Here is a 22,862-nt window from a genome sequence, read left to right as displayed (position 1 = left end):
GAGGCCATGCGGGTGGCGCGGTGCGCTTTGCGAGACGGGAAAGGGTCAATGATAGCGCCAACGGTGTACGCTCAGGCTTCCGGCTGATGCACCGAAGCGGCGCCGTGAAGTTTCGCCCGACCGTTCGGTCGGTCAATCGGGTGTTGCGGTTTCGTCGAGCGATTTACCGCGAAATTGCTCAAAGCCCCGGCGCAGATCTGATTTCACCCGTCAACGCGTGGTGGGATCATGCGGTAGAATTCCATTTTGGAATAAGGATCGGAAGATGCACTGGCAGCCTCGGATCGCCCACTTGATGCCCGCCCCGCGTGAGTCTTGCCCCGCGGCGGAGCGTCTCGTCCGCCACGCACGATCGTGTAGCTGTATCTGAGCGCCACGAAGCGACCGGTGTGGGTTGACCGTCGGTCGTGCTTCGCTCCCCTAGAAGATTTCCAGCATTGCGCGCCACGCGCACCGTCAGCCGGCGCCTCACCAATGAGCGCGCCGGGTTGACCCACCGAGTCGTCCAAACATGAACGCACCTCAAGTTTTCGATCCGCACGGGGCCGCCGCTGCGGTGGCCGCCGATCCCGAAGCGCGTCTGCGCGAAATTCCCTATAACTACACGTCGTTCTCCGACCGTGAAATCGTTATCCGCCTACTAGGCGACGCCGCCTGGGCCGCGCTTGCCGAACTGCGCGCGGAACGCCGCACTGGCCGTTCGGCGCGGATGCTGTACGAAGTGCTCGGCGACATCTGGGTGGTGCGCCGCAATCCGTATCTGCAGGACGACCTGCTCGACAACCCAAAGCGCCGCGCGATGCTGATCGAGGCGCTGCATCACCGTTTGAGCGAGATCGAGAAGCGCCGCCGCGCCGATCTGACCGAACACGGCGATGAAGCGGGCGTGGATCGCGCCGCGCGCGTCGAAACGCTGGTTCAGGCCGCGCGCCGCGCCGTCGACGAATTCGCTAGCGAATTCCAGAAGACCTACGATCTGCGCAAGCGCGCGACCAAGGTGCTGGGCAAGGTCACGGAAAAGGACAACATCAAGTTCGACGGACTGTCCCGCGTCTCGCACGTGACCGACGCGACCGACTGGCGCGTCGAATATCCGTTCGTGGTGCTCACGCCGGATACTGAAGCCGAGATCGCCGGCATGATCAAGGCGTGTTTCGAACTCGGCCTGACCGTGATTCCGCGCGGAGGCGGCACGGGCTATACCGGCGGCGCGGTGCCGCTCACGCCGTTCTCGGCCGTCATCAATACCGAAAAGCTCGAACAGCTGGGCGCGGTCGAAATGACCGAATTGCCAGGCGTCGATCGTAAAGTCGCGACGATTTTCTCCGGCGCGGGCGTGGTCACGCGCCGCGTGACCGAGGCGGCCGAGCAGGCCGGCTTCGTGTTCGCCGTCGATCCGACCTCGCTGGATGCGTCCTGCGTGGGCGGCAACGTCGCGATGAACGCGGGCGGCAAAAAGGCGGTGCTGTGGGGCACGGCGCTCGACAACCTCGCCTGGTGGCGCATGGTCGACCCGGAAGGCAACTGGCTCGAAGTCACGCGCCTCGACCACAACATGGGCAAGATTCACGACATCGAAGTCGCGCGTTTCGAGCTCAAATGGTTCGACGGCAATTACGCGCCGGGCGAAAAGCTGCTGCGCACGGAAGCGCTCGACATCAAGGGCCGCGTGTTCCGTAAGGAAGGCCTCGGCAAGGACGTCACGGACAAATTCCTCGCCGGTCTGCCGGGCGTGCAGAAAGAAGGCTGCGATGGGCTGATCACGTCCGCGCGCTGGGTGCTGCACAAGATGCCCGCGCATACGCGCACCGTCTGCCTCGAATTCTTCGGGCAGGCGCGCGACGCGATTCCGAGCATCGTCGAAATCAAGGATTATTTGTTCGAGACGTCGAAGCAGGGCGGCGCGATTCTCGCGGGCCTCGAGCATCTGGACGAGCGCTATCTGCGTGCGGTCGGCTATGCGACCAAGAGCAAGCGCAACGCGTTTCCGAAGATGGTGCTGATCGGCGACATCGTCGGCGACGATGCGGATGCGGTCGCGCAAGCCACCTCGGAAGTCGTGCGCATGGCCAACGGCAAGAGCGGCGAAGGCTTCGTCGCGGTCAATGCCGAGGCGCGCAAGCGTTTCTGGCTCGACCGCAGCCGCACGGCGGCAATCGCCAAGCACACCAACGCGTTCAAGATCAACGAAGACGTGGTGATTCCGCTCGACCGCATGGGCGAGTACACGGACGGCATCGAACGCATCAACATCGAGCTGTCGATCAAGAACAAGCTGCAACTGGTCGACGCGCTCGAAGCGTTCTTCCAGGCCGGCAAGCTGCCGCTCGGCAAGAGCGACGACGCCAACGAAATCCCGAGCGCCGAACTGCTCGAAGACCGCGTGCAGCAGGCTCTCGATCTGCTCAAGCGCGTGCGCACGCGTTGGGAATTCCTGCGCGACAAGCTCGATCTGTCGCTTCGTGAAGCGCAGCACTATCTGGTCGGTCTCGGTTACGAAGCGCTGGCGGAGAAGTTCGCCGACCGTGCGGACGCGCAGCCCGATGCCACCGTGTTCCATGTCACGCAGGACCGCACGATCCGCGTGTCGTGGAAACAGGAGATCCGCGCCGAGTTGCGGCAGATCTTCAACGGCGGCGAGTTCAAGCCGATCCTCGAGGAAGCTCAGGCGATCCACAAGCAGGTGCTGCGCGGCCGCGTGTTCGTCGCGTTGCACATGCACGCGGGCGACGGCAACGTTCACACGAACCTGCCGGTCAACTCCGACAACTACGAGATGCTGCAGGACGCCCACACGGCAGTCGCGCGCATCATGAAGCTGGCGCGTTCGCTCGACGGCGTGATTTCCGGCGAGCACGGCATCGGCATCACCAAACTCGAATTCCTGACCGAAGACGAGATCAGCGAGTTCCGCCAGTACAAGCAGCGCGTCGATCCGCATGGCCGTTTCAACGCGGGCAAGCTGCTCGAAGGCGCCGACCTGCGTAACGCCTACACGCCGTCTTTCGGCCTGATGGGCTATGAATCGCTGATCATGCAGCAGTCTGACATCGGCGCGATTTCCGAGTCGATCAAGGACTGTTTGCGTTGCGGCAAGTGCAAGCCGGTGTGCGCGACTCACGTGCCGCGCGCCAACCTGCTGTACAGCCCGCGCAACAAGATTCTCGCCACCTCGCTGCTGGTGGAGGCGTTCCTGTACGAAGAGCAGACTCGCCGCGGCGTGTCGATCAAGCACTGGGACGAGTTCAACGACGTCGCGGATCATTGCACCGTCTGTCATAAATGCGTGACGCCGTGCCCGGTGAAGATCGACTTCGGCGACGTCACCATGAACATGCGCAACCTGCTGCGCAAGATGGGCAAGAAGAAGTTCAATCCGGGCAACGCGGCCGGCATGTTCTTCCTCAACGCGACCAACCCGCAGACCATCAACCTCGCGCGCACCGCGATGATGGGCGTCGGCTACAAGGCGCAGCGCCTCGGCAACGAAGTGCTGAAGAAGTTCACGAAGAAGCAGACGGCGCACCCGCCGGCAACCGTCGGCAAGCCGCCGGTCACGCAGCAGGTGATCCACTTCATGAACAAGAAGATGCCGGGCAACCTGCCGAAGAAGACCGCGCGCGCGTTGCTCGATATCGAGGACAACAAGATCGTCCCGATCATCCGCAATCCGAAGACGACCACCGCCGACACGGAAGCGGTGTTCTACTTCCCGGGCTGCGGCTCCGAGCGGCTGTTCTCGCAAGTGGGTCTCGCCACCCAGGCCATGTTGTGGGAAGCGGGCGTTCAAACCGTGTTGCCGCCGGGTTATCTGTGCTGCGGCTATCCGCAACGCGGGTCGGGCCAGTTCGACAAGGCCGAGCAGATCGTCACGGACAACCGCGTGCTGTTCCACCGCGTCGCCAACACGCTCAACTACCTCGACATCAAGACGGTGGTGGTGTCGTGCGGCACGTGCTACGACCAGCTCGCCGGCTACGAATTCGAGAAGATCTTCCCGGGCTGCCGGATTATCGACATCCACGAGTTTCTGCTGGAGAAAGGCATGAAGCTCGACGGCGTGAACGGCGTTCGCTACATGTATCACGACCCGTGCCACACGCCGATCAAGACGATGGATCCGGTCAAGCTCGTCAATCAGCTGATGGGCTCGGAGAAAGACGGCTACAAGATCGAGAAGAACGACCGCTGCTGCGGCGAATCCGGCACGCTCGCGGTCACGCGTCCTGACATTTCGACGCAGGTCCGCTTCCGCAAGGAAGAGGAGATCCGCAAGGGCGCGGCGAAGCTGCGCGGCATTCCTTTGGTGGCCGAAGCCGGCGCGAACGGGATCAATCCGGCCAATGCGTCGGCCGGTTCGGCGGGCGCGCCGGACGGCTCCGTCCTGAAGGCCGGCGACGGCCCGCAGCCGAAGGGCGCCACCGACGTGAAGATCCTCACGAGCTGCCCGTCCTGCCTGCAAGGCCTGTCGCGGTACAACGAAGACGCGGGCATCGAGGCGGATTACATCGTCGTCGAGATGGCACGTCACGTGCTCGGTGAAGACTGGATGGTCGACTACGTGCAACGGGCGAACAATGGCGGAATCGAGCGCGTGCTGGTTTAATGGCACGACTGACGATTTTTGCCTGAGGACGACGATGGATTGCGTTTTTTGCCGTGAAGATGGCGGCGATGTGCTGTGGCACGACGACACCTTGCGTGTCGTCCTCGCCGACGAACACGATTACCCGGGCTTTTGCCGGGTGATCTGGAACGAGCACGTGGCCGAGTTTTCCGACCTCGACGGAAACGACCGTGATCGCGTGATGAAGGCCGTGTATGCGGTCGAGCGCGCGATCCGGCGCATCCTTCAGCCGGCGAAGGTCAACCTGGCGAGCCTCGGCAACCAGGTGCCGCACGTGCACTGGCATGTGATCCCGCGTTTTTCGAACGACGCGCATTTTCCACTGCCCATCTGGGCGCCGCGCCAGCGCACGGTGTCCGAAGCCATGCTGTCGTCGCGTCGCGCGCAAGCTACCTTGCTGCGTGAAGCGGTGCGACAGGAAATCGAACAGGCTCTTGGTTGAGCGCCCCTGAACCTGTTGCGTCGCGCGAGGCTCCTGAAGGGCAAGAAAACTCGCGGCGGCGTTCTCTATGAGGTCAACATGAGCGGATTGACTCCCGATACTCCGGTGCCGACCGGCGTGGTCGTGCATTCCAAATCGCGCGTACTCGAATTGCAGTACGCAAACGGCGAATCGTATCGCCTGCCGTTCGAACTGTTGCGCGTGTATTCGCCGTCGGCGGAAGTGATGGGCCACGGGCCTGGCCAGGAAACGCTGCAGACCGGCAAGCGCGAAGTGACCATCACGATGATCGAAGGCGTCGGCAACTATGCGCTGCAGCCGACTTTCTCCGACGGCCACGCCACCGGTATCTATTCTTGGGACCTGCTGTACGACATGGCGGTGCGCCAGGATGAACTCTGGGGCGCGTATCTCGCCAAACTTCAGGCGGCGGGCGTCGATCGCGATACGCCCATGGTCCAGGCCGGCGCTGCGCACGGGCACTGTCACTGATACGATTCGCACCATCGCCGCACTGATGCGGCGCAACATTTCAGAATACGCGAAAGGACAAGCGCGATGAGCAAAACCCACTTCGGCTTTCAATCGGTCGACGAACAGGACAAGGCGCAGAAGGTGGCGGGCGTGTTCCACTCGGTTGCCGCCAACTACGACTTGATGAACGACCTGATGTCGGGCGGGTTGCACCGGGCGTGGAAGATGTTCACGATCGCCCAGGCCAACGTGCGGCCGGGCTACAAGGTTCTCGATATCGCGGGCGGCACGGGCGACCTGTCGAAGGCGTTCGCGAAGCAGGCCGGCGAAACCGGCGAAGTCTGGCATACCGACATCAATGAATCGATGCTGCGGGTGGGCCGCGACCGCCTGCTGGACAAGGGCGTGATCACCCCTGCGCTGCTGTGCGACGCCGAGAAAATTCCCTTTCCGGACAACTACTTCGACGTGGTGACGGTGGCCTTCGGCCTGCGCAACATGACGCACAAGGACGTCGCGCTGGCGGAAATGCGGCGCGTGCTGAAGCCGGCCGGGCGTTTGCTGGTGCTGGAATTTTCGAAGGTGTGGGATCCGCTCAAGAAGGTCTACGACGTCTATTCTTTTAAGGTGTTGCCGTGGTTGGGCCAACGCTTTGCGAAAGATGCCGAGAGCTATCAATACCTCGCTGAATCGATCCGGATGCATCCGGACCAGGAAACTTTGAAAACAATGATGGAACAAGCAGGCCTGGACGGCGTCAAATATTACAATTTGTCAGCTGGCGTGGTAGCTTTACATGTGGGGACCAAATACTAGGGTTCCTAACCCATCGATTTTTAAAGGAAAGTACGAAAATGTCCGATTCAGGTGCGTTATCTCCCCGTAAGGTTAAGCGGTCGCTGGTGAGAAGAATCGGACTGATCGCGATGGTCGGCCTGATCATGGCCGGCTCCCTCGCTTCGCTCGATGCGGAAGCTCGCCGCATGGGCGGTGGCCGCAGTATCGGCCGTCAGTCGAATAGCGTGACGCAGCAATCCGCTCCGTCGCAACCTTCCCAAAGCAATCAGGCCATGCAGCAGCGCGCGCAGCCCGCACCGGCGCCCGCGCCGACGCCGGCCGCGCAGCCTAACCGTTCGCGCTGGCTGGGACCGATCGCCGGTCTGGCGGCCGGTCTGGGCATCGCCGCTTTGCTGTCGCACTTCGGTCTGGGCGGCGCGTTTGCCGGCGCCATGGCCAACATCATCGTGATTGCGATCATCGCGATGATCGGTATCTGGCTGATTCGCCGTTTCATGGGCCGCAAGCGCGACGCGGCGCAACCGGCGTACGCGGGCAGTTCGCCGTCGTTCAATTCGAGCGGCACGGGCTACTCTCCGCAGGAACCGCGTTATAACGCCCCGCCTACCGGCTCGTATCTCGAACCGCAAGGCAATCCGCTGAACACGCCGACCATCAACGCCGCGCCGGTCGTGCCGGCCGGCTTCGATTCGGAAGCGTTTCTGCGTAACGCCAAGGTCTACTTCGTGCGCCTGCAAGCGGCTTGGGACGTCGGCAACACGGAAGACATCCGCGAATTCACCACGCCGGAAATGTTCGCCGAGGTGAAGGTCGATCTGTCTTCGCGCGGTGCCGAGACGAATCAGACCGATGTGGTGCAACTCAACGCCGAACTGTTGGGCGTGGAAGAGCGTGCGAACGAATACTTCGCCAGCGTGCGCTTCTCGGGCCTGATCCGCGAAGCGCCGGGCGCGGCGGCGGAGCCGTTCGTCGAAGTCTGGAACCTGTCCAAGGCGAACCGCCCCGGCGAAGGCTGGCTGCTGGCCGGCATCCAGCAGGTGGCGCAGCACTGAGACAACCGCGCGCCGGGGCCGCGGCAGGACCACACCTCCTGACCGGGCTCCTCGCGTTGGCCGTTCGGCATAGCGAGCCGCGAAGCGAACGGACGTTACAATAGGAACCCGCGCGGGCACCTCGCTCGCGCGGGTTTTTTCTTGCCACTTTCAATGACCCTCGCCGCCAAGCCATTCGCTGCTGCTGTCAATCATCTGCTCGCCCGCGAATCGTGGGCTCGTGAGCGCCTCGCCCCCTACGCGGGCAAGACCGCGAAGCTGTCCTGTCCGCCGGTCGTGCTGATGCTGCTGGTGCAACCGGACGGCTATCTGAGCGCCGTCGCCGCTACCGAGGCGCAACAGTTCGACGTGACCATCTCGGTGCCTTCCGACGCGCTGCCCGCCTTCGTGCGCGGCGGTCAGGCGGCGGTGATGAAGCACGTGAAGATCGAAGGCGACGCCGAATTCGCCACCGTGATCGCCAAGCTCGCCGAACATCTGCGCTGGGAGCCGGAAGAGGATCTGGCGAAATTCATCGGCGACGGCCCGGCGTGGCGGGTGGCGTCAGTTGTGCGCACGGTCGGCGAACATGTGCAGCGCACCGGGCGCAACCTGCTCGATACCGCCGCCGAATATCTGCTCGACGAGAATCCGCGACTGGTGCGCCGCGCCGCGCTCGAGGACTTCAACGTCGAACTGGCCCGCGCGCGCGACGCACTCGCGCGCGTGGAAAAACGCATCGAGCGTCTTGAACAGAAGGTCGAAGCCCGCGGCGCTCTTGCGCCGAGCGGCGCCGCCACGTCGCGCGGCACGCGCTAGTCACCGGGCACAACTATGCGTTTTCTGCGTTTCCTCAAGATTTTTTTCACGGTCATCCGCTTCGGTCTCGATGAGATGATGCTCAGCCGCGTCAATGACCGGCGCGTGCGTCTGTTGCTGCGTATCACGACTATCGGCCGCAAGTTCGACGCGCCGCCGGGCGTGCGTCTGCGGCTCGCGCTGGAAAGCCTCGGGCCGATCTTCGTCAAGTTTGGGCAGGTGCTGTCCACCCGGCGCGATCTATTGCCGGTGGATATCGCCAACGAACTGGCCAAGCTGCAGGATCAGGTGCCGCCGTTCGATTCGGCGGTGGCGATCGGACTGGTCGAAAAGTCGCTCGGCGCACCCGTCGACGTGCTGTTCGACGACTTCGAGCGAGTGCCGGTGGCGAGCGCCTCGATCGCGCAGGTGCACTTCGCCACAGTGAAGGCCGGGCAACACGCGGGCAAGGCTGTCGCCGTAAAGGTGCTGCGCCCGAACATGCTGCCGGTGATCGATTCCGACCTCGCGTTGCTGCGCGACATCGCCGTGTGGGCCGAGCGCCTGTGGGCCGACGGCAAGCGTCTGAAGCCGCGCGAAGTTGTCGCCGAATTCGACAAATATCTGCACGACGAGCTCGACCTGATGCGCGAGGCGGCCAACGGCAGCCAGTTGCGGCGCAACTTCGCCGGGCTCGATCTGCTGCTGGTGCCGGAGATGTACTGGGAGTTCTGCACGCCCACGGTGCTGGTCATGGAGCGCATGGTCGGCGTGCCGATCAGCCAGGTGGAAACGCTGCGCGCCGCCGGCGTGGATATTCCGAAGCTGGCGCGCGAAGGCGTCGAGATTTTCTTTACCCAGGTGTTCCGGGACGGCTTTTTCCATGCCGACATGCACCCGGGCAACATTCAGGTGAGTCTCGATCCGAAGCACTTCGGCCGCTATATCGCGCTCGACTTCGGCATCATCGGCGCGCTGTCGGACTTCGATAAGAACTACCTCGCGCAGAACTTCCTCGCGTTCTTCAAGCGTGACTACCATCGCGTCGCCACGCTGCATCTGGAGTCGGGCTGGGTGCCGCCCACTACCCGCGTCGAGGAACTCGAGAGCGCGATCCGCGCGGTCTGCGAACCGTATTTCGACCGCGCGTTGAAAGATATCTCGCTGGGCCAGGTTTTGATGCGGCTGTTTTCGACCTCGCGCCGCTTCAATGTCGAAATCCAGCCGCAACTCGTGCTGCTGCAAAAAACCATGCTGAACGTGGAAGGGCTCGGCCGTTCGCTCGATCCTGAGCTGGATCTGTGGAAGACCGCCAAGCCCTACCTCGAACGCTGGATGAACGAACAGATCGGGCTGCGCGGCTGGTACGAGCGCCTGAAGATCGAGGCGCCGCAGTGGAGCAAGACGCTGCCGCAGTTGCCGCGCCTGATTCATCACGTGCTGGCCGAGCGCCACGACCACGCGCGCGGTGCAAACGACGAAATGATTCGCCAGATTCTGCTCGAGCAGAAACGCACCAATCGTTTGTTGCAAGGTTTGCTGCTGTTTGGCGTGGCGGTCGGCGTCGGCGCGGCGCTGGCGCGGGTGTTTCTTGCGTTCGCCTACGGCGGTTGATTGCATTCTCAACGAGGTATTTGATGAGCGACCCGACCCAGCCTTCCGCGCCCGACTTCGAAACGCGCGATCCCAACTCGCCTGCTTTCTGGGACGAGCGCTTCGAGCGCCGTTTCATGCCGTGGGATCAGGCGGGCGTGCCGTCCGCGTTTCAGGCGTTCGCCGCTCGCCATAGCGGCGCCGCCGTGCTGATTCCAGGTTGCGGCAGTGCATACGAAGCGCTTTGGCTGGCCGGGCAGGGCAACCCGGTGCGGGCCATCGACTTTTCGCCGGCCGCCGTCGCAGCGGCGCACGAGCAGCTGGGCGCGCAGCACGCGCAACTGGTGGAGCAGGCGGACTTCTTCGCGTATGAGCCGCCGTTTACGCCCGCGTGGATTTACGAGCGCGCGTTTCTCTGCGCGCTGCCACTGGCGCGCCGCATTGACTACGCACGCCGAATGGCGGAGCTGCTGCCTCACGGCGCGTTGCTCGCGGGATTCTTTTTCCTCGGCGCGACGCCCAAAGGGCCGCCGTTCGGCATCGAGCGCGCGGAACTCGACGCGCTGCTCGCACCATACTTCGACCTGATCGAAGACGAAGCCGTGCACGATTCGATTGCCGTCTTCGCGGGACGTGAGCGCTGGCTAACCTGGCGCCGCCGCGCTTGAGGGCGTAGCTGCGACGCTCCCCGGCGGCGCGGGCCGCACTTGATTCAACCGCGGCTGCCCCCACTTGACTGGGCGGCGCCTACGTCGGGCGCTCGACCCCAAAATCCGGGGGAGGGGCATCGTTTGCGGCTATAATTCAAGGCTTTGCAAGCGTTTACAAGATTTCAGTAGGGAAAAGGATCATGCCGATCTACGCTTATCGTTGCGAATCATGCGGCTTCGGGAAGGATGTGCTTCAGAAGATGAGCGACCCCCAGTTGACGCAATGTCCCGAGTGCGGGAAAGACACTTTTCGCAAGCAGGTCACTGCTGCCGGCTTTCAGTTGAAGGGCTCCGGCTGGTACGTGACTGATTTTCGCGGCGGCAATGGCGGCACGAGCGCGCCTGCCAAGCCCGACGCCAATGGCGCCTCGAATGGCGCCGCCGGCGAAAATGCGGGCGCCAATAATGGCGCCGCAGCGCAAACCGACACGGCTTCGGCCGGTTCATCGAGCGCGGCCGCAACGCCGTCCGCGCCTGCTGCCGCACCGGCCGCTTCGGCGAGTTCGAGCGGTTCCGGCAGCGCCTAGTGGGACTGCCGCCCTGCGGGGCGGTGCACACGCCGCGCGTTGGGTCTCGGCCAGCGCGGCTTTCTGGCGGTACACATGACGACGAAAAAAACGACGCTCAAATCGGTGTTCCTGACTGGCCTGCTGGTGCTGGTGCCTCTGGCCATCACACTGTGGGTGCTCGGTCTGATCATCGGCACGATGGACCAGACCCTGCTGCTGCTGCCGCGCGCGTGGCAGCCGGAGCGCCTGTTCGGCTTCCGCCTGCCCGGCCTCGGGGCGGTGCTCACGCTGGCGTTCATCTTTGTCGTTGGGCTGTTGACGCAGAACTTCATTGGGCAGAAGCTCGTGAAGTGGTGGGAAGTCGTGGTCGCCCACATTCCGGTGGTCGGCCCGATCTACACCAGCGTCAAGCAGGTGTCCGACACCCTGTTGTCGAGCAGCGGCAACGCGTTTCGCAAGGCGCTGCTGATCGAGTACCCGCGCCGCGGCTCCTATACGATCGCGTTTCTGACCGGTATCCCGGGCGGCGACGTGCTCAACCACCTGAAAGAAGATCACGTCAGCGTGTATGTGCCGACTACGCCGAACCCCACGTCCGGCTTCTTCCTGATGGTGCCCAAGAGTGAAGTGATCGAGCTCGACATGACGGTCGACGCTGCGCTCAAGTACATCGTCTCGATGGGCGTCGTGGCGCCGTCCGCGCCTCCGGCGCCGGTGCGCCGCACGACAGTCGAGCCTCCGCTGTAACGCGGCACGTAGCGTTTTAATGCCACGCGCCGTTCAACCAATGCAAAACGAAAGACAAACATCATGTCGATGAGATCTGAATACTGCGGTCTGGTGACCGAAGAACTGCTGGGCCAATCCGTCTCGCTGTGCGGCTGGGTGAGCCGCCGCCGCGACCATGGCGGCGTCATCTTCATCGACCTGCGCGATCGCGAAGGCCTCGTTCAGGTCGTGTGCGACCCCGACCGCGCAGAGATGTTCAAGGCGGCCGAAGGCGTGCGCAACGAGTTCTGCCTGCAGATCAAGGGCGTGGTTCGCGCTCGTCCGGAAGGCACCACGAACGCCGCGCTCCAGAGCGGCAAGATCGAAGTGCTGTGCCATGAGCTGATCGTGCTGAACCCGTCGATCACGCCGCCGTTCCAGCTCGACGACGACAACCTGTCGGAAACCACGCGCCTTACGCACCGCGTGCTGGACCTGCGCCGTCCGCAGATGCAGCACAATCTGCGTCTGCGTTACCGCGTCGCGATCGAGGCGCGCAAGTATCTTGACTCGCTGGGCTTCATCGACATCGAAACGCCGATGCTCACCAAGAGCACGCCGGAAGGCGCGCGCGACTACCTCGTGCCGTCGCGTACGAACCCGGGCCAGTTCTTCGCGCTGCCGCAGTCGCCGCAGCTGTTCAAGCAGCTGCTGATGGTGGCGAACTTCGATCGTTACTACCAGATCGTCAAGTGCTTCCGCGACGAAGACCTGCGCGCCGACCGTCAGCCGGAATTCACGCAGATCGACTGCGAAACCTCGTTCCTGTCGGAACAGGAAATTCGCGATCTGTTCGAAGACATGATCCGTCATGTGTTCAAGGAAACGATCGGCGTCGCGCTGGACGAAAAATTCCCGGTCATGCTGTATTCGGAAGCCATGCGCCGCTTCGGTTCGGACAAGCCGGACCTGCGCGTGAAGCTCGAATTCACGGACCTCACGGATGCTGTCCGCGACGTCGACTTCAAGGTGTTCAGCGTGCCGGCCAACACGAAAGACGGCCGCGTCGCGGCCATTCGCGTGCCGAAGGGGGGCGAGCTCTCGCGTGGCGATATCGACAGCTACACGGAATTCGTGCGCATCTACGGTGCGAAGGGTCTGGCGTGGATCAAGGTCAACGAAGTCGCGAAGGGCCGTGACGGTCTGCAAAGCCCGATCGTCAAGAACCTGCACGACGAAGCGGTCAAGGCGATCATCGAGCGCACCGGCGCGCAAGACGGCGACATCATTTTCTTCGCGGCGGATCGCGCGAAGGTGGTGAACGACAGCCTCGGCGCACTGCGTCTGAAGATCGGTCATTCGGAATTCGGCAAGGCGAACGGTCTGGTCGAGACCGGCTGGAAGCCGCTGTGGGTGGTCGACTTCCCGATGTTCGAATACGACGACGAAGACAACCGTTACGTGGCCGCGCATCACCCTTTCACGAGCCCGAAAGACGAGCACCTCGAGTATCTGGAAACGGATCCGGCGCGCTGCCTCGCCAAGGCCTACGACATGGTGCTGAACGGCTGGGAAATCGGCGGCGGTTCGGTGCGTATTCACCGTGAAGAAGTGCAGAGCAAGGTGTTCCGTGCGCTGAAGATCAACGCGGAAGAAGCGCAAGCCAAGTTCGGCTTCCTGCTCGACGCGCTGCAATACGGCGCGCCGCCGCACGGTGGTATCGCATTCGGTCTGGACCGCATCGTCACGATGATGGCCGGCGCCGATTCGATCCGCGACGTGATCGCGTTCCCGAAGACGCAACGCGCGCAGTGTCTGCTCACGCAGGCGCCGAGCGAAGTGGACGAGCGCCAGCTGCGCGAGTTGCACATCCGTCTGCGTCAGCCGGAACCGAAGGCGTAATGGACTGAAGGCAGTCAGTGCTGTCTGAAAACGACAGCAGAAGCAACCGGAAAAGGCGCTCATGCGCCTTTTCCGTTTTTTGCGTTACAGTCGATGCAACTGTGTTCGACCGCTCGTCGAACCACTCTCCGACCTGTACCGCGCAAGCGTTGCTCCCAGTTTTTACGCCATGCCGAAACCGCCGAAGATTCCGCAATCCGTACTCGTCATCATTCATACACCCGCGCTCGACGTATTGTTGATCGAGCGCGCCGATCACGCCGGTTTCTGGCAGTCGGTCACGGGCTCCAAAGATCAACTCGATGAACCGCTCGTCGAGACGGCGGCGCGCGAAGTCGCCGAAGAGACCGGCATTGTGGTGGGCAGCGAGCGCGTGCCGCAGAGCGCGTTGTTCGACTGGCAGTATTCGATCGAATATGAGATTTACCCGGAGTTCCGGCATCGCTACGCCGAAGGCGTGATCCACAACACCGAACACTGGTTCAGCCTGCAGGTGCCCGAGCAACTCGAAGTCACGCTGGCGCCACGCGAGCACACCGCATTTCTGTGGCTGCCCTATGACGAGGCGGCATCGCGCTGTTTTTCCTCGTCGAATGCGGATGCGATCCTGCAGTTGCCTAAGCGGCTCGGTGCGCGTGCTGTCGCCGGGCATCCCACGGAGCGTGGCCGATGAGCGTCGGCGGCGCGCGCCGTTTCGCCCGACTGCGGCAAGCGCTGCTCGGCCGCCGCTATTGGCAGCGCTACCGGTTCACCAGCGGCAACGACGTCAAGCTGCTGCGCTCCGGCGAAGAGTTCTTCAGCGCACTGATCGCACGGGTCGATGCCGCGCAGAGCGACGTGGTGCTCGAAACGTATATCTTCTGCTACGACAACGCCGGGCAGGCGGTCAGCGCGGCGCTAAAGCGTGCCGCCGAGCGCGGCGTCAAAGTGCGCGTGATCACCGACGGCATCGGCACCGCGCGCTTGCCGATGTTCAACGAGTGGCCCGACGCCGGCATCGACCATCGCATTTACAACCCGCATCTTTTCGGCCGCTTCGGCTTCTCGCGCACGCATCGCAAACTCGCGGTGATCGACGATCAGTTCGCCTACTGCGGTGGGATCAACATCGTCGACGACTACGAGAACAACGGCGAGAAGCTGCCGTATCGGCGCTGGGACTTCGCTGTCGAATTGCACGGGCCGGTGGTCGGCGATATCCGCCAGGCGTTCGAGGTGCAGTGGCGCCGGATTCGCCTCGGGCATCGGCCGCTCGAGTCCATGGCGCCGGATCTGGGGCCGAACACCACGGCTTCGCTCGGCAGTCTGCGCCGTCGCCGCCGCCGTCGTAACGAGGAGTTGTGGGCGGGCGGTCAGCCCTGCGTCGCGTTCGTCGCGCGCGACAACCTGATCAATCGGCGCGCCATCGAGAAGGCCTATCTGGCGGCGATCGGGCAGGCGCGCAACGAAGTACTGCTCGCCAATCCGTACTTCATGCCGGGGCGCAAGCTGCGGCGCGCGCTGGTGTACGCCGCGCGCCGCGGCGTGGAGGTGAAGCTCATTATCGGGCGCAAGGAATTCAAGGCGCTCGACTATGCGGTGCCGTTTCTGTATCGCTCGTTGCTCAAGGCCGGCGTGCAGATCGCGGAGTATGAGAAAACGCTGCTGCACGGCAAGGTCGCGGTGGTGGATTCGAACTGGGGGACGGTCGGCTCGTCGAACCTCGATGCGCTGAGCCTGATGCTCAACAACGAAGCCAATGTCGTGCTGGTGAACGACCCGTCGATCGACGCGCTGCGCGAGGCGATCCTCGTCGCCTTCAAGGACTCGCGCCGCATCGACGAGGCGCGCTACGACGCCCGCCCGGCCAGTGAGCGCGTGCTCAACTGGCTCGCCTACACGACCTACCGCGCGGTGATGAAGCTGCTCACGGTCGGCGGATATGACTGACTGCGTGGCAACGCGCTGAGCCACGCTCGGCAGGCTCAAGTGCAATGCTTAAGCCTTCTTGCCATGCATCGACGCACGGCATGCCACGTTTCGGAACGGTCCTAGAGACGGGCCGCCTCTCTGGCAAACATAATCTGCGCTCCTTATCGATCGGGCGACCCGGCGAATTGCACGCGCCACTCAACTCCCCCGCTCGTCAAGCCTCGCTGCCGTTTCGACTGCGCGCTCACGGCAACCGGATCGGCAGCGTAATGCTTACGCATCCGGATACGCATTCGCCAAACATGTCCACTTTCCCTTCATCGCAGGCAGTCGACCTTTCGAGTCTCCATGACGAGGCCGTGCACGCCTATCAAACAGGCCGCCACGATGTGGTGCAGACACTCGTCGAGCGGATCCTCGCCGAGGACGCGGAGCATGTCGGCGCCATTCACTTGCGAGGCCTGCTCGCGCTGGCGTCCGGCGAGGCGCACGACGCGCTGCGCTGGCTCGAGCGCGCGATCCGGATTCGGCCGGAGCCGATTCTGTTCAACACGCTCTACGCGATTCGGCTGAACCTGGGAGATTTCGCCGGTGCGGTGCAGACTATTCGGCAGGGACTCGCGATCCAGCCTGACTTTGCCGCGTTCCACTACAACCTGGCGTTGACGCTGCAACATCTCGGTCATATCGAGGACGCCGCGGTGGGCTATCGGCGCACGCTCGAACTCGATCCGGTCAACTCGGCGGCGCATAACAATTTGGGTCGCGTTTGCGCGGACCTCGGCGCAATGGACGAAGCCGAGCGTCACTACCGGCGCGCGATTGAACTGGCGCCCGCCAACCTCGTCGCGCGTAATAACCTTGCCATGGCTTTGCTTGCGACCGGCCGCTACGACGAAGCGTGGCCATATTTCGAGGATCGCTGGGTCAGTTTCAAGCTGCCCGATGGCCGCCCCGCGCCCGCGCCGGTGGAGGTGCCGCTGCCGCGCTGGTCGGGCGAGAGCGTCTCTCACATCCAGGGCGCGCAAGCGGCGGGCGCATCGGCGCAATGCCTTCTCGTGCTTCACGAGCAAGGCTTGGGCGACAGCTTGCAGTTCGTGCGCTACCTGCCGCTGGCGCTCGCGCACTTTGCCCGGGTCGGCTATGTGTGCCCGCCGGCCTTACGGCGCCTCTATGAACGGTCATTGTGTTCACGCTGGCCGGGCCTCGTGTTGCTCGACGCTGTGCCCGTCGATCTGGCGCAGTGGGACCGCCATATTCCGATGATGTCGCTGCCAATGGCGTTCGCCACGCAAGTGGCGACAATCCCGGCCGCGCTGCCCTACCTCCATGCCGACGCCCGGCTCGCCGCCGCCTGGCGCGCGCGGCTCGAAGCGCTGCCGGCCCCGCAGCTGCCGCGCGTTGGCGTCGTGTGGGCGGGCGGTCATTCCGGCATTGCCGTGGACGGTTTGCGCAGCCTCGCTGCCGTGCAAATCGCACCTTTGCTGGCGATGCCTCACGTGCGCTGGATCAGTCTGCAAAAGACCGACGATCCCGACAAGCTTCCCGACGCCGCCGCCCGGGCGCACCTGATCGACTGGACCGATGAAATCGCCGACTTCGCGGACACCGCGGCGCTGATCGACAACCTCGATCTGGTGATTTCGGTCGATACCTCGGTCGCCCATCTCGCCGCGGCAATGGGCAAGCCGGTCTGGCTGCTCAACCGTTTCGCGGGTTGCTGGCGCTGGCTGTATGGCCGGGACGACAGCCCGTGGTATCCCGGATTGCGTCTTTTCACGCAGACGAGGCGCGCCGATTGGCATGACGTGCTGGCGCGGGTTGCCGCCGCTCTTACCCAGACTTTCCCACGGCAAGACAACGCGTCCTGATGCGGTGCGTTCCGTTCCCGCATGTTCCAGGCGAGCGACCCTGAGCCGGCCGCCGAAGCAGCGGCAACACCTTGTCGGGCCGACGTCTCACGGAACGATCGCCGGTCGTTGCGCGCTGCGATTCACCCTGTCGCGGTGGCCTTCCTATACTCGTGATATGCCGAATCCTTCTGGATTCGCGCCGACTTGCTGCATGATATCGGCCGGCTGTACTGATCCGGGAAGCGAGCCTTTCGGTAGGCAAAGACCGCCTCAAGGCAAACGCCTCTAAAAAATCTCATTCCTCTGATTGACGGATGCCGCAGAATTGAAACCAGGTTAGAAACCGGTTTCTAATAAAGTCCTTGTTTCGCGGACGGCAGCACTCAATAATAGTACGGCCGTTCGATTTTCTTTCGGTCACATTAGAACGGTAAAAAAGCTATGCGAAAAGGCGAACAGACGCGAGCCGCAATTCTCGAAGCAGCACTTGATCTGGCCAGCCGCGACGGACTCGAAGGTCTGACGATCGGCTTGCTGGCTGAGCGCATGCAGATGAGCAAAAGCGGTGTGTTCGCGCATTTCGGGTCGCGCGAGGATTTGCAGGTTGAAGTCGTGCGCGAATATCACCGTCGTTTCGAAGACGAGGTGTTCTTCCCGAGTTTGCGCGAGCCTCGTGGATTGCCGCGCTTGCGCGCGATGATTTCCCGCTGGATCGAGAAACGCATTCAGGAAGTCACTACCGGCTGCATCTATATCAGCGGCGCCGTCGAATACGACGACCGCGCGGATAACCCGGTGCGTGAACAACTGGTGTCGAGCGTGACGATCTGGCGTGCGGCGCTCACTCGCGCGATTTCGCAGGCAATGGAAGAAGGGCATCTGCGCGCCGACACCGATCCGCAACTGATGCTGTTCGAACTGTACAGCTTCACGCTCGGTCTGCATCACGACGCGCGCTTTCTGCATTTGCCGGATGCGGTGCGTCTCACGTGGGCCGCGCTGGAAAAATTGATTGTTTCGTATCAGAGCGAAAGCCGTTAGCGGCGTCGCCGCCAACTAAGGCGGATTCAGCGGCGCAGAAAGTTCCGATCCACGGACTCAGCTAACGGCCTGGCTTCTTGTCAAACTTGGGAGAGAGTCATGGGACAGTACGCCGCGCCGCTGCGCGACATGCAATTCGTGTTGCACGAACTGCTTAACGTCGAAGCCGAAATCAAGCAGATGCCGAAGCACGCGGATCTCGATGCCGACACGATCAACGCGGTGCTCGAAGAAGCCGGCAAATTCTGCTCCGAAGTATTGTTCCCGCTCAACCACAGCGGCGACCAGGAAGGCTGCACATACGCCGGCGACGGCGTCGTGACCACGCCGAAGGGCTTCAAGGAAGCCTATGCGCAGTACGTCGAAGCCGGCTGGCCCGCACTGGGCTGCGATCCGGAATACGGCGGTCAGGGTCTGCCCGCGTTCGTCAATAACGCGCTGTATGAAATGCTGAACTCGGCGAATCAGGCGTGGACCATGTATCCGGGTCTCTCGCACGGCGCGTACGAATGTCTGCATGCGCACGGCACGCCGGAATTGCAGCAACGCTATCTGCCGAAGCTCGTCGCCGGTGTGTGGACCGGCACGATGTGTCTGACCGAGCCGCATTGCGGCACCGATCTCGGCATTCTGCGCACCAAGGCCGAACCGAACAGCGACGGCTCGTACGCGATCAGCGGCACGAAAATTTTCATCTCCAGCGGCGAACACGATCTCGCGGAGAACATTGTTCATCTGGTGCTCGCGCGTCTGCCGGATGCGCCCAAGGGCACCAAGGGCATTTCGCTCTTCATCGTGCCGAAGTTCGTGCCCAACGAGGCGGGCGAACCCGGCGAGCGCAACGGCGTGAAGTGCGGTTCCATCGAGCACAAGATGGGCATTCACGGCAACGCCACCTGCGTGATCAATCTGGACAACGCCAAGGGTTGGCTCGTCGGCGAGCCGAACAAGGGCTTGAACGCCATGTTCGTGATGATGAACGCCGCGCGCCTGGGCGTCGGCATGCAGAGCCTGGGTCTGACCGAAGTCGGCTATCAGAACTCGTTGGTATATGCGAAAGAGCGTCTGCAGATGCGTTCGCTGACCGGCCCGAAGGCGCCCGAAAAGGCGGCTGATCCGATCATCGTGCATCCGGACGTGCGCCGCATGCTGCTCACGCAAAAGGCCTACGCCGAAGGCGCGCGCGCTTTCTCGTACTGGTCCGCGCTGCACATCGACAAGGAACTGTCGCACGCTGACGAATCGGTGCGCAAGGAAGCCGCCGACCTCGTCGCGCTGCTCACGCCGATCCTGAAAGCGTTCCTGTCGGACAACGCGTTCGAGAGCACCAACCACGCCATGCAGATTTATGGCGGCCACGGCTTCATCGCCGAGTGGGGCATGGAGCAGTACGTGCGCGACGCGCGCATCAACATGATCTACGAAGGCACCAACGCGATTCAGGCGCTCGACCTGCTCGGCCGCAAGATCCTCGGCGACATGGGCGCGAAGATGAAGAAGTTCGGCAAGCTGGTGTCCGAATTCGTCGAAGCCGAAGGCGTGAAGCCGGAGATGCAGGAGTTCATCAACCCGCTCGCCGACATCGGCGAAAAGGTGCAGAAGCTGACGATGGAAATCGGCATGAAGGCCATGCAGAACCCGGACGAAGTCGGCGCCGCCGCCGTGCCGTATCTGCGCACGGTCGGCCACCTGGTGTTCTCGTACTTCTGGGCGCGCATGGCACGCATCGCGCTGGACAAGGAAGCATCGGGCGATCCGTTCTACAAGGCGAAGCTCGCCACGGCACGCTTCTACTTTGCGAAGCTGCTGCCGGAAACGGCCATGACGATCCGTCAGGCGCGTGCCGGCTCGAAATCGATGATGGAAGTCGACGAAGCGCTGTTCTAAGTCGCTGTTTTCAGGCGTCAGGCAATCCCATCAAAGCAGGCGCCGCGCGTGTCGAACTCGCGGCGTCTCTCCTCAAACACACAACGCGAAGCGTCCATCGAAGCTTCGCGACCTCGCATAACTCTCCGGAGGAACGACGTGAGCAATCTGATCATTCGCAAGGTAGCCGTGCTCGGCGCCGGCGTGATGGGCGCGCAGATCGCCGCGCACCTGATCAACGCCAAGGTGCCCGTGCTGCTGTTCGATCTGCCCGCAAAAGAAGGCCCGAAGAATGCGATCGCGCTGAAGGCGATCGAGAATCTGAAGAAGCTGTCGCCGGCGCCGTTCGGCGTGAAGGACGACGCGCAATACATCCAGCCCGCGAACTACGACGACGACATCGAGAAGCTCGCTGAATGCGACCTCGTGATCGAAGCGATTGCCGAGCGCATGGACTGGAAGCACGACCTGTACAAGAAGGTCGCACCGCATCTCGCGCCGAACGCGATTTTCGCGACCAACACGTCGGGTCTGTCGATTACCGCCTTGTCGGAAGGTTTCTCGGACGAACTGAAGGCGCGCTTTTGCGGCGTGCACTTCTTCAATCCGCCGCGCTACATGCACCTGGTCGAACTGATTCCGACCGCGACCACGCGTCCGGAAATTCTCGACCAACTCGAGTCGTTCCTGACCAGCGTGGTCGGTAAGGGCGTTGTGCGTGCGAAAGACACGCCGAACTTCATCGCCAATCGCGTGGGGATTTTCTCGATTCTCGCCGTCGTCACCGAAGCCGCGAAATTCGGTCTGCGTTTCGACGAAGTGGACGATCTGACGGGCGCACGTCTGGGCCGCGCGAAGTCGGCCACCTTCCGCACCGCCGACGTGGTCGGTCTGGACACGATGGCGCACGTCATCAAGACGATGCAGGACACGCTGAAGGACGATCCGTTCTATCCGGTCTACGAAACGCCGGCCGTGCTGGCCGAACTCGTAAAGAAGGGCGCGCTGGGTCAGAAAACCGGCGGCGGCTTCTACAAGAAGGAAGGCAAGGCGATCAAGGTGCTCGACGCCAAAACCGGCGAGTACGTGGACGGCGGCGCTAAGGCGGACGAACTGGTCGGCCGCATCCTCAAGCGCCCGCCGGCGGAGCGTCTGAAGCTGCTGCGCGAATCGCAGCATCCGCAGGCGCAGTTCCTGTGGGCGATTTTCCGCGACGTGTATCACTACATCGGCGTGCATCTGGAGTCGATCGCCGACAACGCGCGCGACGTCGATCTGGCAATCCGCTGGGGCTTCGGCTGGAACGAAGGCCCGTTCGAAGGCTGGCAGACGGCCGGCTGGAAGCAGGTCGCCGAGTGGGTGCAGGAAGACATCGCGGCCGGCAAGGCGCTCTCGAACGTGCCGCTGCCGTCTTGGGTGCTGGAAGGTCCGGTGGCCGAGAAGGGCGGCGTGCATACGAACGAAGGTTCGTGGTCGCCGGCTTCCAGGACGTTCGTACCGCGCTCGTCGCTGTCGGTGTACGACAAGCAGGTGTTCCGTGCGCCGCTGGTCGGCGAAACCGCGGCTGATCCGAAGACCTACGGCAAGACGCTGTTCGAAACCGACGCCGTGCGCGCATGGGTCGACGATCGCGCCGGCGAGAACGACGTGCTGATCGTTTCGTTCAAGAGCAAGATGAACACGATCGGACCGTCGGTGATCGACGGTCTGACGCAGGCGATCGAACTGGCCGAAAAGGAGTACAAGGGCCTGGTGGTGTGGCAGCCGACGTCGCTCAAGCTCGGCACGCCGGGCGGCCCGTTCTCCGCGGGCGCCAACCTCGAAGAAGCGATGCCGGCCTTCATGATGGGCGGCGCGAAGGGCATCGAGCCGTTCGTGAAGAAATTCCAGCAAGGCATGCTGCGCGTGAAGTACGCCAGCGTGCCGGTCATCTCGGCCGTGTCGGGCATCGCGCTCGGCGGCGGTTGCGAACTGGCGCTGCATAGCGCGAAGCGGGTCGCGCACATCGAAAGCTATATCGGTCTGGTGGAAGTCGGCGTGGGTCTCGTGCCCGCGGGCGGCGGCCTGAAGGAAGCGGCGCTGCGCGCGGCGGAAGCGGCGACGCAAGTCGGCGCGACCAACGACCTGCTGAAGTTCGTGCAGAAGTCGTTCGAAAACGCGGCGATGGCGAAGGTCTCGGCCTCCGCGCTCGACGCCCGCGCAATGGGCTACCTGAAGCCGTCCGACACGATCGTCTTCAACGTATTCGAACTGCTCGACGTCGCGAAGAAGGAAGCGCGCGCGTTGTCGGTGGCGGGTTACCGTCCGCCGCTGCGGGTCACGCAAGTGCCGGTGGCCGGCCGCTCGGCGATCGCGACCATCAAGGCGTCGCTCGTCAACATGCGTGATGGCCGTTTCATCAGCGAGCACGATTTCCTGATTGCTAGCCGTATCGCGGAAGCGGTGTGCGGCGGTGACGTGGAAGCGGGCAGTCTGGTCGATGAAGAGTGGCTGCTGCAACTCGAGCGTCGCGCGTTCGTCGATCTGCTCGGCACGCAAAAGACGCAGGAACGGATCATGGGCATGCTGCAAACCGGCAAGCCGGTGCGCAACTGAGCGA

General features: G+C 63.1%; 18 protein-coding genes. All 18 read left to right on the top strand.

Features of this window, described 5'->3' with window-relative positions:
• Nucleotides 1-296, top strand: a 296-nt coding sequence (locus P0D68_RS34635; protein WP_408468820.1) for a hypothetical protein, incomplete at its 5' end; no start/stop codon positions are given.
• A gap of 215 nt (nt 297-511) precedes the next feature.
• Nucleotides 512-4,606: a DUF3683 domain-containing protein gene (locus P0D68_RS34630; RefSeq protein ID WP_408302502.1), complete on the top strand. Its 4,095-nt coding sequence runs from the start codon at nt 512-514 to the stop codon at nt 4,604-4,606.
• Nucleotides 4,607-4,640: 34 nt separating this feature from the next.
• Nucleotides 4,641-5,069 (top strand): HIT family protein, encoded by a 429-nt coding sequence (locus P0D68_RS34625; protein WP_408186523.1) that lies wholly within the window; start codon nt 4,641-4,643, stop codon nt 5,067-5,069.
• Nucleotides 5,070-5,147: 78 nt separating this feature from the next.
• A complete protein-coding gene (locus tag P0D68_RS34620) occupies nt 5,148-5,561 on the top strand; it encodes a gamma-butyrobetaine hydroxylase family protein (protein WP_091800814.1) in 414 nt (137 codons plus the stop codon).
• Nucleotides 5,562-5,627: 66 nt separating this feature from the next.
• A complete protein-coding gene (gene ubiE, locus P0D68_RS34615; protein WP_091796750.1) occupies nt 5,628-6,359 on the top strand; it encodes a bifunctional demethylmenaquinone methyltransferase/2-methoxy-6-polyprenyl-1,4-benzoquinol methylase UbiE in 732 nt (243 codons plus the stop codon).
• A gap of 38 nt (nt 6,360-6,397) precedes the next feature.
• Nucleotides 6,398-7,393, top strand: a complete 996-nt coding sequence (locus tag P0D68_RS34610) for a Tim44 domain-containing protein (RefSeq protein ID WP_091796749.1) — start codon at nt 6,398-6,400, stop codon at nt 7,391-7,393.
• Nucleotides 7,394-7,546: 153 nt separating this feature from the next.
• Nucleotides 7,547-8,191, top strand: coding sequence for a ubiquinone biosynthesis accessory factor UbiJ (locus P0D68_RS34605; RefSeq protein ID WP_408468819.1), 645 nt, complete (start codon nt 7,547-7,549; stop codon nt 8,189-8,191).
• 15 nt (nt 8,192-8,206) lie between these two features.
• A complete protein-coding gene (gene ubiB / locus P0D68_RS34600) occupies nt 8,207-9,784 on the top strand; it encodes a ubiquinone biosynthesis regulatory protein kinase UbiB (protein WP_091796747.1) in 1,578 nt (525 codons plus the stop codon).
• A gap of 23 nt (nt 9,785-9,807) precedes the next feature.
• Nucleotides 9,808-10,431, top strand: coding sequence for a class I SAM-dependent methyltransferase (locus tag P0D68_RS34595; RefSeq protein ID WP_091796746.1), 624 nt, complete (start codon nt 9,808-9,810; stop codon nt 10,429-10,431).
• Nucleotides 10,432-10,613: 182 nt separating this feature from the next.
• Nucleotides 10,614-11,000: an FmdB family zinc ribbon protein gene (locus tag P0D68_RS34590; protein WP_408186519.1), complete on the top strand. Its 387-nt coding sequence runs from the start codon at nt 10,614-10,616 to the stop codon at nt 10,998-11,000.
• A 75-nt stretch (nt 11,001-11,075) separates the two neighbouring features.
• Nucleotides 11,076-11,729, top strand: coding sequence for a DUF502 domain-containing protein (locus P0D68_RS34585; protein ID WP_091796744.1), 654 nt, complete (start codon nt 11,076-11,078; stop codon nt 11,727-11,729).
• Nucleotides 11,730-11,792: 63 nt separating this feature from the next.
• On the top strand, nt 11,793-13,592 hold the full coding sequence (gene aspS / locus P0D68_RS34580) for an aspartate--tRNA ligase (protein ID WP_408302508.1): 1,800 nt from the start codon (nt 11,793-11,795) through the stop codon (nt 13,590-13,592).
• Nucleotides 13,593-13,761: 169 nt separating this feature from the next.
• Nucleotides 13,762-14,265, top strand: coding sequence for a dihydroneopterin triphosphate diphosphatase (gene nudB / locus P0D68_RS34575; protein ID WP_091796742.1), 504 nt, complete (start codon nt 13,762-13,764; stop codon nt 14,263-14,265).
• On the top strand, nt 14,262-15,521 hold the full coding sequence (gene clsB, locus P0D68_RS34570) for a cardiolipin synthase ClsB (RefSeq protein ID WP_091796741.1): 1,260 nt from the start codon (nt 14,262-14,264) through the stop codon (nt 15,519-15,521). Before nudB ends, clsB begins: the two co-directional genes overlap by 4 nt.
• A gap of 284 nt (nt 15,522-15,805) precedes the next feature.
• Nucleotides 15,806-17,374, top strand: coding sequence for a tetratricopeptide repeat protein (locus P0D68_RS34565; RefSeq protein WP_408302511.1), 1,569 nt, complete (start codon nt 15,806-15,808; stop codon nt 17,372-17,374).
• 423 nt (nt 17,375-17,797) lie between these two features.
• Nucleotides 17,798-18,397, top strand: a complete 600-nt coding sequence (locus P0D68_RS34560) for a TetR/AcrR family transcriptional regulator (RefSeq protein ID WP_091796739.1) — start codon at nt 17,798-17,800, stop codon at nt 18,395-18,397.
• Nucleotides 18,398-18,496: 99 nt separating this feature from the next.
• Nucleotides 18,497-20,284, top strand: a complete 1,788-nt coding sequence (locus P0D68_RS34555) for an acyl-CoA dehydrogenase C-terminal domain-containing protein (protein WP_408302513.1) — start codon at nt 18,497-18,499, stop codon at nt 20,282-20,284.
• A 138-nt stretch (nt 20,285-20,422) separates the two neighbouring features.
• Nucleotides 20,423-22,858: a 3-hydroxyacyl-CoA dehydrogenase/enoyl-CoA hydratase family protein gene (locus P0D68_RS34550; RefSeq protein ID WP_408302515.1), complete on the top strand. Its 2,436-nt coding sequence runs from the start codon at nt 20,423-20,425 to the stop codon at nt 22,856-22,858.
• The last annotated feature ends 4 nt before the right edge of the window (nt 22,859-22,862 follow it).

Source organism: Paraburkholderia sp. RL17-380-BIE-A (assembly GCF_046028085.1).
Taxonomy (GTDB): Bacteria; Pseudomonadota; Gammaproteobacteria; order Burkholderiales; family Burkholderiaceae; genus Paraburkholderia.
The sequence above is the reverse complement of the archived record's forward strand: the minus strand, read 5'-3'. Positions and strand labels throughout refer to the sequence as shown.